This is a genomic window from Alteromonas aestuariivivens (assembly GCF_003367475.1).
GTDB lineage: Bacteria > Pseudomonadota > Gammaproteobacteria > Enterobacterales > Alteromonadaceae > Alteromonas > Alteromonas aestuariivivens.
This window is the reverse complement of the sequence record NZ_QRHA01000003.1, coordinates 136874-154767: the sequence shown is the minus strand read 5'-3', so window position 1 is coordinate 154767 and position 17894 is coordinate 136874. Positions and strand designations below refer to the sequence as shown.

Annotated in this window: 16 protein-coding genes; 5 read left to right on the top strand and 11 right to left on the bottom strand. The window is 49.1% G+C overall.

The window, feature by feature from the left end; genetic code table 11:
* The first annotated feature begins 290 nt into the window (after positions 1-290).
* Entirely contained in the window at positions 291-617 is a 327-nt protein-coding gene (locus DXV75_RS05065) for a DUF3718 domain-containing protein (protein ID WP_115592307.1), read from the top strand.
* 83 nt (positions 618-700) lie between these two features.
* Here the strand turns inward: DXV75_RS05065 and DXV75_RS05060 are convergent, their stop codons facing one another.
* The 5 genes from DXV75_RS05060 to DXV75_RS05040 form a co-directional block, all read right to left on the bottom strand.
* Positions 701-3775 (bottom strand): efflux RND transporter permease subunit, encoded by a 3075-nt coding sequence (locus DXV75_RS05060; protein ID WP_115592306.1) that lies wholly within the window; start codon positions 3773-3775, stop codon positions 701-703.
* Positions 3768-7067, bottom strand: a complete 3300-nt coding sequence (locus tag DXV75_RS05055) for an efflux RND transporter permease subunit (protein ID WP_115592305.1) — start codon at positions 7065-7067, stop codon at positions 3768-3770. The genes DXV75_RS05060 and DXV75_RS05055 overlap by 8 nt, the downstream gene beginning before the upstream one ends.
* Before the next feature lie 47 nt (positions 7068-7114).
* Complete coding sequence (locus DXV75_RS05050) at positions 7115-8191, bottom strand: efflux RND transporter periplasmic adaptor subunit (protein WP_115592304.1); 1077 nt, start codon at positions 8189-8191, stop codon at positions 7115-7117.
* Positions 8192-8373: 182 nt separating this feature from the next.
* Positions 8374-8775 (bottom strand): OsmC family protein, encoded by a 402-nt coding sequence (locus DXV75_RS05045; RefSeq protein ID WP_115592303.1) that lies wholly within the window; start codon positions 8773-8775, stop codon positions 8374-8376.
* 21 nt (positions 8776-8796) lie between these two features.
* Positions 8797-9645 (bottom strand): CvfB family protein, encoded by an 849-nt coding sequence (locus tag DXV75_RS05040; protein WP_115592302.1) that lies wholly within the window; start codon positions 9643-9645, stop codon positions 8797-8799.
* Between the two features lie 67 nt (positions 9646-9712).
* On the opposite strand from DXV75_RS05040, the gene DXV75_RS05035 reads away from it, so the two are divergent.
* Genes DXV75_RS05035 through DXV75_RS05020 form a run of 4 tightly spaced genes read left to right on the top strand, consistent with a single transcriptional unit; the run spans position 9713 to position 12989 of the window.
* Complete coding sequence (locus DXV75_RS05035) at positions 9713-10483, top strand: 5-oxoprolinase subunit PxpA (RefSeq protein ID WP_115592301.1); 771 nt, start codon at positions 9713-9715, stop codon at positions 10481-10483.
* Entirely contained in the window at positions 10480-11175 is a 696-nt protein-coding gene (pxpB, locus tag DXV75_RS05030; protein WP_115592300.1) for a 5-oxoprolinase subunit PxpB, read from the top strand. The genes DXV75_RS05035 and pxpB overlap by 4 nt, the downstream gene beginning before the upstream one ends.
* Positions 11165-12118, top strand: coding sequence for a 5-oxoprolinase subunit C family protein (locus DXV75_RS05025; protein WP_115592299.1), 954 nt, complete (start codon positions 11165-11167; stop codon positions 12116-12118). Before pxpB ends, DXV75_RS05025 begins: the two co-directional genes overlap by 11 nt.
* Positions 12119-12122: 4 nt before the next feature.
* Positions 12123-12989, top strand: coding sequence for an aminotransferase class IV (locus DXV75_RS05020; RefSeq protein ID WP_115592298.1), 867 nt, complete (start codon positions 12123-12125; stop codon positions 12987-12989).
* A gap of 45 nt (positions 12990-13034) precedes the next feature.
* On the opposite strand, the gene fur is transcribed toward DXV75_RS05020, so the two are convergent.
* From fur to DXV75_RS04990, 6 genes are all read right to left on the bottom strand, one after another.
* Entirely contained in the window at positions 13035-13466 is a 432-nt protein-coding gene (gene fur / locus DXV75_RS05015; protein ID WP_115592297.1) for a ferric iron uptake transcriptional regulator, read from the bottom strand.
* A 290-nt stretch (positions 13467-13756) separates the two neighbouring features.
* Positions 13757-14281 (bottom strand): flavodoxin FldA, encoded by a 525-nt coding sequence (gene fldA / locus DXV75_RS05010; protein ID WP_115592296.1) that lies wholly within the window; start codon positions 14279-14281, stop codon positions 13757-13759.
* A gap of 27 nt (positions 14282-14308) precedes the next feature.
* Complete coding sequence (locus tag DXV75_RS05005) at positions 14309-14530, bottom strand: DUF2788 domain-containing protein (protein WP_115592295.1); 222 nt, start codon at positions 14528-14530, stop codon at positions 14309-14311.
* Between the two features lie 101 nt (positions 14531-14631).
* Positions 14632-15423: an alpha/beta fold hydrolase gene (locus tag DXV75_RS05000; RefSeq protein WP_115592294.1), complete on the bottom strand. Its 792-nt coding sequence runs from the start codon at positions 15421-15423 to the stop codon at positions 14632-14634.
* A gap of 96 nt (positions 15424-15519) precedes the next feature.
* Entirely contained in the window at positions 15520-15921 is a 402-nt protein-coding gene (locus DXV75_RS04995; protein WP_115592293.1) for an H-NS histone family protein, read from the bottom strand.
* A gap of 98 nt (positions 15922-16019) precedes the next feature.
* Positions 16020-17669 (bottom strand): electron transfer flavoprotein-ubiquinone oxidoreductase, encoded by a 1650-nt coding sequence (locus tag DXV75_RS04990; protein WP_115592292.1) that lies wholly within the window; start codon positions 17667-17669, stop codon positions 16020-16022.
* Between the last annotated feature and the right edge of the window lie 225 nt (positions 17670-17894).

Sequence of the window (17894 nt, the reverse complement as noted above, 5' to 3'; positions counted from 1 at the left end):
GTTTTTTTCATTTTGGTTGAAAAATGACCGCTCTAACTAGACTTTTTTTGAATTGTTTTTTAATTTAATAGATCTTAACGGAATATGCATGTGAGAAAAACGCAATAAATACAATGATTTAAGTCGTTAAAGGATGTGTAACATTCAGTTTTACCATCAGTTTACTCACCTTCAACAATATTCCAACAGCAAATCTTTTTAAGTTGAGGCATAAATATAGTGCACCGACGAGATACTGCGGTGTACGAAATACCACTATCGAGTTTGCCAAAACATTTGAGGATTTGAACATGAAAACATTTAAGAAAACTGCCGCTGTTGTACTGGGTTTTGCTGCACTGTCATCACAAGCCCTGGCTGCCGCTCCTGAAAAAGACGTACGTTTCGTAGGTGACACCCGTTTCTCTAGCTTCTGTAAAGCAGTAGTTATGGATGATGTACGCGTACTTCGCTCCAGCCTGGCTCGCAATGTTGGTCGTATTGCCGCTAGTCAGCGTGAAGTATTGCGCATGGTAACTTCCGAGGAAGGTCTGACTTGTAACGGTGCCAGCCTGATTGAGTTCTCTGTACAGCGCGATGCAAGCTCTGTTCACGAGTTTCTGATTACCCGTAGCTAATCATGACCGGGCTAAAGAACCGGGTGGCGAACCTTTTCAGCAGAGAGGCGCGCCCCCGGGTCAATGGCTATTGTTGGCGTGTATTACTCGGCGCCTATCCTTACCCATCGGGATACTCGAGTTCGACTTTCAGCCATCATGCGTTGGGTATGAAAACGCAGTTTGAGCAGCAGAACGTACGCCAAAGGTACAAGGAATAAGCTGGTCAAGGTTGAGAAAATCAATCCTCCGATTATGGCGATGGCCATGGGGGAATAGGGAGGGCCATCGCCGCCTATCCGTGTGCTACCAAGGGCTAACGGAACCAAACCAAGTACTGTTGTTGCAACCGTCATCAAGATAGGGCGGATCCGTGACTGACATCCATCCACCACCGCCTGGTATAAATTCTCGCCCTGTTCAATCAGCTGATTGATTCGGTCAACCAGCACGATGCCGTTGTTAACCACAATTCCCATCAGAATCAACATTCCTATCATCCCCATGATGGACATGGGGGTAGCGGTGACAAAAAACGCCCAGAATACACCGGTAAAAGAAAACAGCAGTGACGTGATGACCGCAGTTGGCAACAGCAAAGATTCGAACAGTGCAGCCATAACAACGTAAATCATGCAGATAGCCAGCAACATATTCATCTGCATTACCGCATTGGCTTCATCCTGGCGGCGAAAACTTCCGTCCAGTGTCCAGTTGTAACCATCGGGAAGGGTAACGTAGCCCATTGCTTTTTCAATCCGCCCACGGGCCTGTTCAACTGTGGTGTTGTCGCTCAGGTTAGCGCCAATTGAAAGTGCTGTTTGACGGTAATGGCGCTGAATTTCAGCCAATTGTGGAACTGTGGTGATTTCAGCAACCATATCCAGTGTGATGCTTCTGCCTTGCTGGAAAGCAATACTTATGTTTTTCATTGCCTGCACAGATGCCTGGATGTCTTTACCATACATTACCCGGACATTGATTTCGCCGCTGTCACCAAATCGAAAGGTACGCAAACTGTTGCCGCGCAGTGCGGTGGCCACCAGACTGGCGATGTCACTGACATTCAAGCCCAGCCGATAGGCTTTCTCCCGGTCAATGCGGACTTGTATTTCTTCCCGTTCGCTGCCCAGATCAGCCTTGACGTCTTCCAGCCCATCGATATTGGCAATCACCGGAACAATCTGATTAGCAAGGTTACGCAACCGATCAGAAGATTCACCCAGCAAAGTCAGTCGGACACCGCCACCGTTGCCCTCATTCCATTGAAAGGAGGGGCGCGCTCGTACAAAGGTTGGCATGGCGTCACGAATTTTCTTCTTCAGTGTACCAACATCAATAGGCAAATCGTCCACCAGGGTAATACCGGAGACGGCATGACCCGCTTCGAAATAGCTGTATACCTGCTTGATGTAAAACGCTTCCTGGTTGGCATACAGAAAGTCTTCCATCTTATTGACGGTTTGCTCAACTTCTTCAAGGCTGTAATTCTGTGTCAGATGATAGTTCAGCCAGATTCGCTCCTGATTGTTGTTCCCTTCATCATCACCGGAGACAAATTGCATCGGAATGGCAGTGCTGAGCAGAATAAGAACTGCAATCAATGCTGTTTTGCCCTGATTGTGCAAAGTCCAGTTAAGCACTCGGCCATAGCGATGAATGTACGCTGGCTTCTGCACAACCTTATCTGCCGGAAGTCTGATCCTGGATGCCAGCAAAGGGATCAGGGTTTGAGCGATGAGCAGGGATGCGAACAATGAAATGCAAATGGCAATGGCGACGTGTTCCAAAAATACCGTTACGTCTATTTTCACACCCACAATGTTGGGTAAAAATACGATGGCGGTGGTCGCTGTGCCTGCAATAACTGCCAGGCTGACCTTGCTGACACCTCTTTGGGTCGCGAGTTTGGCATCGCTGCAGCCCTGGCGTTCCTGAAATATGCTTTCGGTTATTACCACTGCGTTGTCTACCAGCATTCCTACTGCCAGCATTAAACCCATAAGCGACAGGATATTAAGTGAATATCCCATTAGATACATTACGCCCAGCGTGATACAGATTGAGAAAGGAACCGACAACACCACTATGAGGGTGGTTGTCAGCTGGCGAAGGAACAAAAACAGCACAACAACGGATAAACCGGCCCCCAGCAGGCCCGCATAAATCAGGTCTGATAATGACGATGTGACGCTGTCAGCGGTGTCTTCCATAATGAACAGGTTAATGCCCTGAAACTCAGGATCGCGCTTAGCTTTGTTGATAACCTTAAGGACTTTTTCAGATACTTCCACGAGGTTACTGCCGGATTCCCGATATACGTTGAAACCCACCGCGAAGGTCCGATCGAGGTGACGACCCTCGGTGCGTTTTGGCAGTTCGTAAGCAATTTCTGCGATGTCTTTCAGACGCACATCCTGGCGAATGTAGAGCTGTTCAAAATCACGAATGTCAGTGAATGCGCCCTGAGGATTGACGCTGATTTTCTGATCGAGTGCGTCAAGCTGGCCGGCGGTCATGGAGAAATTGGCATTTTGCAATACCTTGCCCAGGGCCGTGGTGTCGATTCTCAGCGCAGCCAGTTTTTCAGGCAAAAGACGTATGGTGATTTGCTTTTTCTGTACGCCGTACAGTTCCACTTTGGAGACGCCCTCAACCCGCTCCAGCGGCTGTTTGAGATTGCGGTCTAATAAATCGTAAGCATTGGATAAATCCCTGTCACTGGATACCCTTAGCTGGAACACTGGCATATCATTGGTGTTGAATTTGTATACCATGATTCGTTCAACGTCGGCTGGTAACAGATGCCGGATCGCGTCAATTTTTTCCCGCGCTTCGATGCCTTTGGCTTTGATGTTTTCCTCCCAGGCAAATTCAACCTGAATGAGTGCCCGGTCTTCTTTTGAGGTAGCACGTAAGCGCTTGATGCCGGACATGGTGGCAACGGCTTCCTCTACAGGGCGTGTGATCATGCGTTCAATTTCTGCCGGAGTGGCATCGTTATAGGGGATTTCAATCACCATCTCCGGAATGTCGATACCCGGAAATTTTTCCAGTGGCAGTAACCTGCCCGCAACGATCCCAAATAGCAGCATGGACATGAAGCACATACACACGGTCACGGGCTTACGCATGGCAAATCGGGCGAGGGCGGCACCGGTTGAAGCAATCTTATCCATAGGTGGTTTCTCCCTGAGGGATGATGGCGGTCTCTTTTTCGAAATGTTTGCGATCAAACAGGCTGTAAAGTACCGGCAAAAGTACCAGCGTCAGCAGCGACGCAAACAACAGGCCGAATATCACTGTGATGGCCATTGGCGTTCTCACTTCAGCGCCGTTGCCAATGCCCACTGCCATCGGCAGCAATCCAAGTATGGTCGTCAGGGAGGTCATTACGATGGGGCGCAAGCGGCTTTTTCCTGCATCGATAATGGCTGAGTGCTTGTCCATGCCTTGGTGGCGCAATTGGTTAATGCGATCAACCAGTACAATGGCGTTGTTGACCACGATGCCACTGAGCATTATCAGGCCAATAAACACCACCACACTGACATGGGTACCGGTAAAAAACAGTCCGTACACTGAGCCGGCACCGGCCAAAGGTACCGCGAACAGGATCAGCAGCGGGTGCAGCAACGACTCGAATTGCGACGCCATAACCAGGTAGACCAGGAATACAGCCATTGCCAGAGCGAACATGAGAGAGCGGAAACTCTGTTGCATGTCTTCACTTTGGCCGGCTATTTCAGCCTGAATTTGCAACGGAAGCGAAACACTATCGATAATCGATTGGGCTGCGGTGACCCCCTGAGCCAAGTCACCAAACGTCAGATTTGCCTGAATTATCGCTACCCGCTGCTGGCCCAGACGGGTGATTTCGCCAGGGCCGGTACTCATGTATACATCGGCGACCGAGCCCAGTGGAATGGGGTGCTGACTGCCCGGGTTTACCACTATTGCCTGCACATCACGAATGTCATCCCGTTGCTGTTGCTGGGTACGCACCAGAATGTCAACCTTGCGATCCTCCAGACTGTATTGGGTCGCAACTTTACCGCCAATTTTGGCAGCGATAAGTTGCGATACCGTTGGTGCGTCAAGTTCAAGCCTTGACAGCCTTGCGTGATTGAATTCAATTTTGATTTCAGGGTTTCCGGGGCGCAGGGTGCTGTTGATGTCGGCAAAGCGAGGTTGTTTTTCCATGGCTTCGGTAATGCGCAGGCTTGCCAGCTGTAACTGGTTAAGGTCGTAACCGCGGATCTCAATCTGGATAGGGGCATCAAAGCTGAACAGCTCGGGTTCACCGAACTGGCTTTCAACCCCAGCCCGGGTAGCCAGATATTGGCGCAGGGCTGCACGTGCCGCTTCGGTTTGTTCAGTGCTGGCGTCCGGTTCCATGACTACATTCAGTTTTCCCCAGTGGTCTCCACCCTGGCTGGGTGCTGCAGAAATAAGACTGCCGGTACCTGCGAGTGAATAGGAACGCTGAACGCCAGGCTGACGGTTTGCCAGTTCAGCGAGTTCTGCAAGCAGAGTGTCGGTCTGTTCTACTTTTGCTCCTGCAGGCAAATTGACTTCAACGTGGAATTCACCCTGCGACATTTGAGGAATGAGCTCCATACCAAGTTTGGGCACCAAAAGAAGCGCACCCGATGAGACGGCAATTATGGCGCCCAGTACCGCAATGCGAAAGGATAACGCAGCGCACAAAACTTTTTCATATCCTTTTTCAAGCGCGGACATTAGCGCTGAAAATACAATCGTAAGGGGGTAAAACAGCCAGTAAAGCCCTTTGGCCGCAATACGCCAAAAACCAATTGCCAGGGTCATAGCGGCGGCAGGCAGATAGACGAATACTGCGCGCATAATCATGCGAACTGGAAAGGTCACCCAGTAGAAAATACGGGCAGGCAGGCTGGCTGGCATATTGGTTTTGGGCTGTGAAAAAACTTCTTCGTGCTCTAGCCCGGATCTTTTTGATCGGCTGGCCAGGGTAGGGATGAGTGTCAGTGCCACGATCAGAGAGGCCAGCAAAGCGAAGGACACGGTCAGAGCCTGGTCGCGAAACAGTTGACCGGCAATGCCTTCCACAAACACCAAGGGGATAAACACTGCCATGGTAGTAAGCGTTGAAGCAATGATGGCCCCAGCGACTTCCTTGCTACCCTGAACCGCCGCCAGCCGGGCATCTGACTGGTTTGGCTGACGTTTGCGGTGCCGATCAATATTCTCAAGAACCACAATGCTGTTGTCTACCAGCAGACCAACGGCCAGCGCAATACCACCCAGGCTCATGATGTTAAGGCTTATGTCGTTGCCGTACATCAGGTTGAATGTGGCAACAATTGAAACCGGGATTGATACCGAGATGATGACCGTGGTCCAGAAGTCACGCAGAAACAGGTACAACACCAGCATAGCTAATAAGCCGCCAATCAAAGCTGCAGACAGAACGTCGTCAATAGCATTTTTGATAAACACGCTCTGGTCATAGACCAGATCCAATTGGTATTGGGAAGGCAAATTCTGGCGTACGGAAGCCAGTTGTTGCTTCACTTTTTCAGCAACATTCACCGCATTGGCATCGCCCTCTTTGTAGATGGCAATTTCGGTGCCCTCAATGCCATTAAATCGGGTAATGGCATTGCGCTCCTTATGGGCGTTGGTAATTTGAGCTATGTCTTTAAGCTGAATATTTTTTCCTTCAAAACGACCCACGTACATATTTCGTATCTGCTCGAGGTCATCAAACTGATTCAGCGTTCGCACCAGATACGCCTGAGAGCCCTCGTTTATTCGGCCGCCGGAGGTATTAACATTTTCACTTTTCAGTCGGTCTATAACCGTTGCGAGTTTGATGTTCAGCTGACTGGCCTTGTTCTGATCTATCAGAATCTGAATTTCATTTTCCAGGCCACCGCCAATGCGGACTGATGCGACGCCCTCGATGGATTCTAGGCGCCGTTTTATCTGCTCATCGGCATATACCCGCAACCGTTTCATATCTTCCACGGTGTCATTATTGGCGGAGTTTTCGCTCTGATGGCTCAGGCCAAGGCGCAGAATAGGGTCAAGGCTGGGGTTAAAGCGCAGCAATCTTGGCTTTTTAACATCCAGGGGCAGCTGCAAAATGTCGAGCTTTTCCCGCACTTCCAGGCTGGCGAAGTCCATATCGGTTCCCCATGCAAATTCCAGCACCACATCAGACTGGCCCGGACGGGATGTAGAGGTAACAGTGCGCACGCCTTTAACAACGCCGATTGCCTCCTCTATGGGTTTGGACACCAGCTGTTCCACCTCACCGGGGGCGGCACCTGGATAATCTGCACGGATAGTCAGGGTAGGGTAGGACAAATCCGGTAACAGGTTGACGGAAAGCCGCCCCAGTGAAACCATGCCAAACAACAGAATGGCAAAGGTAAACATGGCAACGGCTACAGGACGTTTGACGGCAATTTCAACAATATTCATTTTCTGGCTCCCTGAAGGTTAATGGAAAGTCACCTGCTGTGAAAATATCAGCTGTTCACGACTTCCACGGGAGACTGGTCTTTCAGGTTCTGGTGACCGGCAGTCACTACCGATTCATCACCATTCAGCCCTTCAGTGACTTCAACCACATCGCCTTCCTCAAACCCCAGAGCGACATCCACTTTACTGGCAACGCCGTCATGCACTACAAACACGCTGGTTTGATTGTCAATGCTAACCAGGGCTTTGCGTGGCATCAGCATGGCGTTTTCACGGCGGGCGTAATTTAACGCGACTTCACTGAACATGCCGGCTTTAAGACGTTCGTCGTCATTGGGCACCTGCAACGTGACTTTGAATGTGCCTGTCTGGGCATCCACTACCGGGCTGATGCGGTCCACATACGCCGCAACGTGTTCAGTAATAGCGGGAACCGTAAGTGTGGCAGATTGCCCCTGGCGCAAGTTGCGCAATTCACTCTCCGGCAGGTACACGATGCCCTGAAGTTCCTTTTGCTGAACAATGTGGAACATTTTTTCCCGCTGGAAAGATTCAGTCAGATTACCAACCTTTGCATTTCGTTCAGCGATGTAGCCACTGATGGGAGCAGTAATGGTGGTTTCCTTGAGATCCAGTTCAGCCAGGCGCAAAGTTGCCTGCGCTGCTTCGTATTGGGCAGTGAGTTTGTCAAAGGTATCGTCACTGACCAGTTTCTGGGAATAAACCTTGTTAATTTTGTTGAGCTCCTGCTCGATGCCGCGTAAATCTGCTTTGGCCCGAGCCAGGTTCAGCTCGTAGCGCTTTTTATCGAGTTGGGCCAGGGTTTGTCCTTTCTCCACGTAATCGCCTTCCTCAACATGAATGTGTTCAATGATACCGGATGCCCTGGCCACCACGAAGGCTTCTTCTTTGGCTTCAAGAATGGCTGTGGTGTTGTAGGTGAATGTGATGCTGCCAGAGGTGAGTGGGCGGGTTTCGACGGGAATGCTGATAACTTCGGTTTCGTTGGTTTTGGCGGAAGAGTCGGTGGCTTCTGCGTTGCCGCAGCCGCTCAGGTTTGCGGATAAACCAATTAATCCCGCAAAAACCAGAGCGCGTGCGATTGGGGTTTTGTTCAGTTCCATGGAGATGACCTATGTCAATGTTATGTAAGTTTTCACTCATTTGAGCATTGACTGTGCCACTCTTGGGTTTTAATTAAATTTCCTTATAAAACAGAGTGATAAAGGTGTTTATGGATTGGGTTTAAATTCGGCCAGCCAATTTAGGTGACCGAATTAACTAAAAGGTGGTTAAAAAAACCAAATTATTCGCCGGCCAGGATTTCAAAGCTGGTGGTGATGTTGACCGATTTTTGCAGCATCAGCATGACTGAACAGTATTTTTCGGCCGACAAGGTAACGGCCCGTTGCACTGCTTTTTCGGTCAGGCCCTCGCCCTGAACCTTGTAATGTGCGTGAATATCGGTGAATACCCTTGGTGGGTTCTCTGCCCGTTTTGCTTCCAGCACACACTCGCACTTTGTAAGCGTAAAACGCCCTTTTTTCAGAATATCGACAATGTCGATGCTGGAGCAGGCGCCTACCGAATTAAGTACCGCCTCCATGGGAGACAACGCTTTGCCTTCGCCGTCCATAATTGTGTTAAAGCCGGTTTCAGTGCTGGCTGAAAAAGTCAGATCCTTTTCCCAAACTACATTTGATTTCATGCTAAAAAACGACCTCCAAAATCAAGAATCGGAATCAAGAAGCCGGATCGTCTGTTTGTCGATCAGGATCCGGCGCTGTTTAAATAAGGCACCCAGAGCTTTCTTGTATGCGCCTTTGCTGACGTTAAAACGCTGGTAGATTTCATCCGGTGCGCTTTTGTCGGTTAACGTAGAGAGGCCGCCGTGGGCCTGAAGATCCTCGATGATGGCCTGCTCAAGGCTGCTACGCCCGGTTTTGTCTGTTCTTTGCAAAGCAACGTCAATTTTCCCGTCCGGGCGGATATGTTTGATCACCGCGCTGGTGGCATCACCAACCTTGAGCGGCTTGAACGCATCGCTGTGGAATATCAGCCCCAGATAGCGGCCGTCAATGACAACCTTGAGCCCCAGTTCGGTTTTTGCGTAAACCAGGCATTCTACCGTGTCGCCGGGGCTGAGTTCTTCTGCTTGTTCTTTTAAAAAATAGTGCAGGCGGGTTGCGCCAAGAATACGCTTGCTGTCGTTGTCGTAGAAGGCATGAACCACATAGCGCATCCCCGGGTTAACCGGGCTTTCCTGGTATTCGCTGGGTACCAGCAGGTCTTTTTCCAGACCCCAGTCAAAAAATGCGCCAAAGGCTGTGGCGCCTGCAGCTTTGAGTACGGCGGTCTGCCCGACCTGCAGCAAAGGCTGCCTGAGCGATGCCACCAGTGCGCCACTTTCGTCCGTGCCTACAAAAACATCCAGCTCATCACCGCATTTTAGGCCCTTGGGGGCAATGTGGGAGGGCAGTGTAACGTAAGTATCTTCGCTCTCGGGACAGGAAAGGTGGAATCCAAAAGGAAATTCGGCGACCACGGTCAACCGGTTGGGTTTGCCAATGTGTATCATCAAGGCCTGACTGAAAATGAAATTGCGGTTAACATAATACCTAAATGGTCAGCAGAGCTAAACAACAATGATGTTAAATTGCGATTTGGGAGAGGGCTTCGGTGCCTGGACAATGCCCGTAGATGAGCAAATCATGGTGTATATTGACCAGGCCAACATTGCCTGCGGCTTTCATGCAGGTGACCCGCTGGTTCTTCAGAATGCCATTGGGTTGGCAAAGCGCCATAATGTTGCCGTTGGCGCTCACCCTTCCTATCCGGATCTACAGGGGTTCGGACGTCGCAGTATGAATATGGCCGCCGATGAGTTAAAGGCGTGTTTGCTCTATCAGATATCAGCACTGTGGGGCATGGCAAAATGTCAGGGTGTGGAACTGGCGTACGTCAAACCCCATGGCGCACTCTACAATGACCTGATGAAGAATGCCGAGGTTCGTAATACGGTTATGGAGGCCGTTGCTGAATTTAGCGAAGCGCGTTTACCGTTGATGATTCAGGCCCATCCGCGCTATCCGGAACTGCAGCAGCAGGCTAACACGTTAGGTCTGGTGTTGTGGTTTGAGGCTTTTGTAGACAGGCGTTATACCGATGATGGATACCTTATGTCCCGAAGGCTTGAGGGCGCGGTGCTGTCTTTTGAGCAGGCTATCGGGCAGGCAGTCAGAATGCTGAATCGCCAGGAAGTGGTTACTGAGTCTGGTAATGTGTTGCAATTGCCAATAGATACTTTGTGTGTGCACGGTGATTCTCCCGATGCGGTGGGAATGGCGGCGGAGCTACGCAAAATCATGACCAAGGCCAAGCTGGGTCAGGCTCCCAGCGGTAACACTGCATTATGAGGCCGTTTGGTCGGATTACCGATATCCGCAGTGCAGGGCTGGACGGCCTTATCCTGTATTTTGGCGGTGATGATCTCACTCAGTCCAATCAGGCGGTGCAGCATTGTGTTCAGGCACTTCAATACCTTAATCCGACCTGGCTGAAAGAATTGCTGCCGGCGTATGATTCCCTGACTATAGTGTTTGATCCCTGGCTTACTGATGACCATGGTGTGTACCGCTGCCTGGCTGAATTGCCAATGAATAGCCAGACAGTCCGTTTTGAAGGCCACCATCATCGGTTACCGGTCTGGTACGGGGCTTCTCAATGCAACGATTTCGAACACCTGTGTTCGTACACCGGGTTGTTGCAATCCCAGATTGTTGATTTGCACACGCAAGCCAGATTCCGGGTGTTTGCTGTAGGGTTTGCTCCGGGGTTCGCCTATCTTGGCGAATTGCCTGAGCAGTTGGCTTGCCCCAGGCTGGCAACCCCGCGCAAGCGTGTTCCAAAGGGAGCTGTTGCTATTGCCGACAGGCAGACAGCGGTGTATCCCCAGGCCTCCCCGGGAGGGTGGAATCTGCTCGGACTGTGCCCGGTGCCGATGTTTGACGTTGGCAAGTCACCTGCAAGTCTGCTTGCGGTAGGCGACACGGTGCAGTTTGAGGCCATCAGTGAGCAGCAATATCAGGAATGGTGCCATGAGCGATAATAGCGCCAAGCAATTATTGCTGAACATTGCTGATAAAGGATTGCTGTCAATGATTGTCGATGGCGGGCGAAGCGGGTTGCAGCAACAGGGCTTCTGTCAGTCGGGTCCTATGGATGAGCCTGCATTTCATTGGGCCAATTGGTTGTGTGACAACGAATCAGCCAACCCGGCAATTGAATTTATTGGGCAGGTCATTGTTGATTTGCCTGCAACTATTGCTTTTGCTGTTACTGGCCCAGGAGCAGAAGTGTGGTTTAACGGGCAATTGCAACCGTTGTGGCAGACTCTGTCTTCGCTCAAAGGCGGGACACTTCGCATTCAGCCTCATCGGATTGGCACCCGACATTACCTTGCCTTCTCGGCAGACTGGGCACTGAAATCGGCGATGGGCTCGGTCAGTACCGTAATACGTGAAGGACTTGGAGGCCTGGCAGGGGACGGCAAACCGCTTGCTTCAGGAACACAGTTGAAGGTGTGTCCAAAGCAGTGCCCCGATCGCAGCGTACCAGTCCAAATACAGCCGGAGTATGCATTGACCCGTCCCCTGGAGGTGATATTGGGTTATCAGGCAGACTGGTTCTCCGGGGCAACAAAAAATCTGTTTTTTAGTGAATCCTTTCAACTGTCGAGTCAGGTGGATAGAATGGGATATCGGTTGCAGGGCACTCCTGTGCGATGTGGACGCACGGACCTGCGTTCGGAGGGGATCAATCAGGGGGCTATTCAGGTTCCTTCCGACGGTCAGCCGATCATAATGATGAAAGACAGGCAGACCCTCGGGGGATATCCTAAAATAGGTTGTGTGGCACTGTACGATATTCCCCGCCTTGCTCAGGCCACCCCCGGCGACCGGGTAACCTTTACTTCCATAGATACAAACAATGCCAGAGCCACATGGTTACTGGCCAGACAACGACGTCACCTTTACAGGAAAGGTAAATAATCTCATGACAATAGCGTTTTTAAACGGCCAGTATTTGCCGTTGGATGAGGCCAGAATCTCACCCATGGACAGGGGGTTCCTGTTTGGTGATGGTATTTATGAAGTGATACCGTCTTATGGGGGCAAGGCAGTGGGACTGGCTGCACACCTTGAAAGAATGAATAATGGTCTGGCTGAGCTGGAAATTAAAAATCCTTACCGGGATCAGGAATACCAGCAGATCATCTCAACCCTCATATTGCGAAACAAGAGCAAACTGGCAAGCGACAATATCGGCGTTTATTTGCATGTCTCCCGCGGTACCGATACAAAGCGGTTTCACGCCTATCCGAAACACATTACTGCAACCATATTTGCCTTTGCTTTTGAGATTTCACCGCCTCCGCCAGCAGATCGAAAGCTGGTTAAGGGGCTGAAAGTTTCTCTGTGCGAAGATTTACGCTGGCACCGTTGCCACATTAAATCCACTGCTCTGTTGGGTAATGTGATGCATTTTGAACACGGGCAGCGGCAGGGCAACCAGGAAACCATTCTCTATAATCGCGAGCGTCAGGTTACAGAAGCCAGTTCGTCCAATGTCTTTGTGGTCGACAATGGTGTCATCCGGACACCACCGCTGGATAACCAGCTGCTTCCGGGTATTACACGTAAGCTGGCATTGGAGAGCTTTAAACGGGAAGGGCTGGTGTTCAGCGAGAGCGTGGTTACGGTCAGAGAATTGCTCAATGCCCAAGAGGTCTGGCTAACCAGTTCCAGTAAGGAAATCTCACCGGTTATAGAAGTGGACGGACACAAGGTTGGCAGTGGCAGACCTGGCCCTGTCTGGGAGAGAGCCATTCAGGCTTACAACAAGTACAAATTTTCCTGTTAAAAGAAAGCCTGCGGTTAGCAGGCATTTTTCTATTCAAAAGGACTGTTATTCTTCGTCCGGATTGTCGCACTCGCCATCCAGACATTCTCCGTACAGGTACAGACTGTGGTGGGTCAGCTTCATCTTGTTTCTGCGCGCCACTTCAGTCTGCCTTTGCTCAATAACATCGTCTTCGAATTCGACTACCTTGCCGCATTTCAGGCAAACCAGGTGGTCGTGATGGGCCTTGTGGCTTATTTCAAATACCGACTTTCCACCCTCAAAATGGTGTCGGTTAAGAATGCCGGCATCATCGAACTGGTTGAGTACCCGATATACGGTCGCCAGACCTATTTCTTCGCCCTGTTCGATCAAAATCTTATAAACATCTTCGGCACTGATATGCTGATTCTCTGGCTCCTGCAAAATTTGCAGAATTTTTAGTCGGGGCAGAGTAACCTTGAGGCCGGCTTTTTTTAGTTCTTTGTTTTGATCCATGAGCTCGCTATCAAATTCGGGTTTCGCATTTAGCAGCTATTATAGGTAAGTTGTTCTGATTTGGAAGCAAAAGCCTGCCCCGTACCTGTAACAGATTGAAAAATAATCGGGTTTGTTGTGATTATTTCGGCAGAAGTTCTTTTGGGAGTTTTGTCGCTGACACGCAATTGGCATGTCGAAGCTATGGCGTAACCAATAACGCCGGGAATGTGACATTCAGTATATTGGGTAGGTAAGGGTGTTTATACCAGTTAAAAGGGCCGAAGCGGCCCTTTTAATGCCCTGTACCATTAAGCCAGTTCGGCCAGACACAGTTCTTCGTAGAGTTGTTTACACCAGGCTTTGACCCTGTCTTCGGTAAGCTCTGGCTGGCGATCTTCGTCAATCCCAAGACCAACAAAGTGATTTTCATCTGCCAGACCCTTGGAGGCTTCAAAGTCGTAGCCCTCAGTGGGCCATTGTCCAACCAGGATGGCGCCCTTGGGTTCTACGATGTCACGGATCATGCCCATGGCATCGAGAAAATATTCGGCGTAGTCTTCCTGATCGCCGCAACCAAATATGGCAACCAGTTTGTCAGTGAAGTCGATTTGTTCCAGTTCCGGGAAGAAATCGTCCCAGTCACACTGGGCTTCTCCATAGTACCAGGTAGGGATGCCAAAAATCAGCAAATCAAAATTGGCGATATCTTCTTTGGTGCTTTTTGCGATGTCCTGAACGTCAATCAGATGTTTACCCAGTTCTTTTTGGATCATCTTTGCGACATGTTCGGTATTACCCGTGTCACTGCCAAAAAACAGGCCCACACTTGCCATAATTAACCTCTGTAAAATAAATCCGTTCTAGCCCATGCCTGTACTTAGCCAGAACAATTCAATGATACCTTTAGCGATAAAGCCTAAAGCGCCCAATCCCAAAACTCCGTAAGCCACAAAGCGACCGGTTCTGGGGACATTGTTTTTTTTCAGCACATCATGAACGGCATAGCCCATTAAACCGAACAGACCTACCAGTCCGATATTGAGCATTAATGATTCAATCAGTTCGTAATGTTCAGCGAGCATACAGCGTGCATCGGTTGGTCAGCTAAAAATTGGCGCAAACTATACCACACTACAAAGCAATGAAGCAGGGAAGAACAAAGAAATTGTGAATTTTTGCCCGCTTATTGATCCAGTTGGTGTTTAAGAAATTTTTCCACAATTCGATTGAACATGGCTGGCTTCTCTGCATGAAGCCAATGACCGGCGCTTTCAAGAATATGCGCCTTAGCCGCCGGAAAATATTGTGCAATAGCGCTTCGGTGTGCAGACGTAATGTAGTCAGAGTCTCCGCCCTTGATAAACAGGGTAGGACCCGGGTAGGTAGTATTGCTTTCTGGCCAGCTTGTAACATTATCATAATGCTCACTCAGGCCCTTTAGATTGAACCGCCATTGCCAGGAATTGTCCGCGTGCTGATACAGCCCTTTGAGCAAAAACTGCCGGATCCCATTTTCAGGAATATCTGCCTTCATTTGTTCATCGGCCTGTCTGCGGGACGAAAGGGTCTCCAAATCAACAGAATTCAATCCAGCGAAGATGCTCTGGTGACGCGCAGGGTAGGTAACCGGAGCAATATCTGCCACCATCAGGTTAGATACCCGTTGTGGACTTCGCAACGCTGCAAGCATTGCAACCTTGCCGCCCAGAGAGTGTCCGAGCAAGTTTGCCTGTTGAATTTCCAGTTCATCCAGCGTATTGAACAATGCGGTCACATTATCTTCTAACTGAAATTCGCTGGTGTGTACAGAACGGCCATGATCGAGTAAGTCGACACTCAATACATTGATTTTGGATTCGAAATGCCTGCGCAGTGCAGACAGATTGTCTGAATCCCCAAATAAGCCGTGGATTAAAACCAGCCACGAAGACGATGAAGAGCGTTGATATTTCTGAAAAGACAACCGATCGTGCATAATTAAGCTGAATAATGTAGGAAAGCCATGGGGGAGGGCGGTGATTTTAAAAAACGGCGGGTATTTTCCCACCGCTTTTTAAACTTTCTTCAAGATTTAGATAGCAAAGTCTTCCAGATTTTTGCCTTGTTCTAACGCATTTTTGAATACCTTTGGCATACGACCGATGCCTGTCCAAGGGTGCTCTTTTCCGCTCTCATCGGTGATTTGATATTTTACCGGGCGCTTTTTGCCGGTAACCCGCTTTTTAACGGATTCGCCACCGATTGCTTTTAGGTCGTTCAGATCCAATCCAGCTTCTGCCAGTTGCTTTTGGATATCTGCAATTTTTTGGAGCTTTGCCTGCTCTTCTTTTTGTTTTTCTATCTCTTTTTCTTTCCGCTTCTCAATAATATTCGTTAGTTTATCTTGTACGGCTTCCAGTTCGGAGATGCTTAAATCCTTTACTGCTCCCTGTAAACGTCTTCCGTGAGTTAAAATATCTAGAAAATCGTTCATTTATTAACCTTAACGTTATTTAGCAAAGAAATCCTTTAAATAGTAATTAAGTTTTGGGTAAAAAAAAAGCAGATTATGTCCGCTTTTATAAATTAGATTTACATGTTGGGATAATTTGGCCCGCCGGAGCCTTCCGGGGTTACCCAATGAATATTCTGGGAGGGATCTTTAATGTCACAGGTTTTACAGTGTACGCAATTTTGTGCATTAATTTGCAGTTTGTCCTCACCGTTTTTTTGCACGATCTCATAAACTCCGGCAGGGCAGTATCTTTGTGCAGGCTCATTAAATTTGGGAAGATTCACTGTGACAGGAATTGAATCGTCGATTAACTGCAAGTGACAAGGCTGGTCTTCTTCGTGATTGGTATTAGACAGGAATACTGAAGAAAGCTTGTCAAAACTTATTTTTCCATCCGGCTTTGGGTAGGCGATTTTGGGAGATGTGTCTGCCTGATGCATTTGGCTGTAATCTGGGTGATCATCTTTCAGGTTAATTGGAAGCCTGCCGGCAAAATAATTTTGCTCAATGGTATTAAATACTCCGCCGTAAAAAGTACCATATTTATGAATTGCCGGACCAAAGTTTCGTGCACGATACAATTCATCATACAGCCAGGAATCTTTCATTCTTTGGGTGAAATCCAGTGCGGTGTTGTGTGTGTCAGAGCTGGCTTGCTGCAATGCTGAAAAAACCGATTCGGCGGCCAGCATACCGGATTTCATCGCGGTGTGATTGCCTTTGATTTTGGCGAAGTTCAGAGTTCCAGCGTTACAGCCAATTAATAATCCACCGGGAAATACCATTTTAGGTAATGAGTGAAATCCACCTTTGGCAATGGCTCTTGCACCGTAGGCGACCCGTTTTCCGCTTTCCAGAAACTGGCTGTATATCGGGTGGTGTTTCATTCGCTGAAATTCATCAAATGGGCTGAGATGTGGGTTAGCGTAATTTAAATCCACGATCAAACCGACAAATACCTGATTGTTTTCCGCATGGTACAAATACCCGCCTCCGGTGGCTTTATCAAGCGGCCAACCACCGGTGTGAACAACCATGCCCGGTTGATGAAGTGAAGGGTCTATGTCCCATATCTCTTTAAATCCGATTGCATAATGTTGCGGACTACTATGTTTATCAAGATCAAATTTTTTGCTCAGTTCCTTACCCAGATGACCTCGACACCCCTCAGCAAACAGGGTGTATCTGGCTTTGAGTTCCATACCTGGCAGGTAACTGTCTTTGGGATTTCCATTGGCGTCCAGGCCCATGTCGCCGGTAATGACTCCGCCTACACTGCCATCTTCCCGATAAAGTACCCGGGCAGCGGCAAAACCGGGAAAAATTTCTGCTCCAAGCTGTTCAGCCTGTTCAGCCAGCCAGCGACACAGATTGCCCATTGAAGTCACATAATTGCCTTGGTTGTGCATGGACCTGGGAGTAGCAAATTCTGGCAGACGTTGGGAATCGGACTGATTTTTAAGATAGTACAGGTGATCATCCGTGACAGCTGTCCCTACAGGTGCTTGCCTGGACTGCCAGTCGGGAAAGAGTTCGTTCAGCGCTTTGGGTTCAAATACTGCGCCGGAAAGAATGTGTGCTCCAACTTCGGAACCTTTTTCAACCACACACACTGTTAGTGACAGCTCCTTTTCCTGTGCAAGTTGCATAAGCTTACAGGCTGCGGACAATCCTGCCGGGCCGGCACCGACTATAACTACGTCAAACTCCATCGATTCGCGTTCCAAAGCAGGCTCCTCAAACGTTACAAAAGTAAAAAAGACAGTGCAGTACTAATTTGGCTGAAGTGTCAAAAAGATGTAAAAAATTAGATAATGCAACGTTAGAACAGGTTGACGTTTACGTCAACAGTAAGTACATTTTGGCAAACTTGACATCAAGATCGAGATTCGTCCTGCGAGCCGCAATAACCGGGTTCACGGGCGTTTATACAATGAATGAACTGGTTGGAC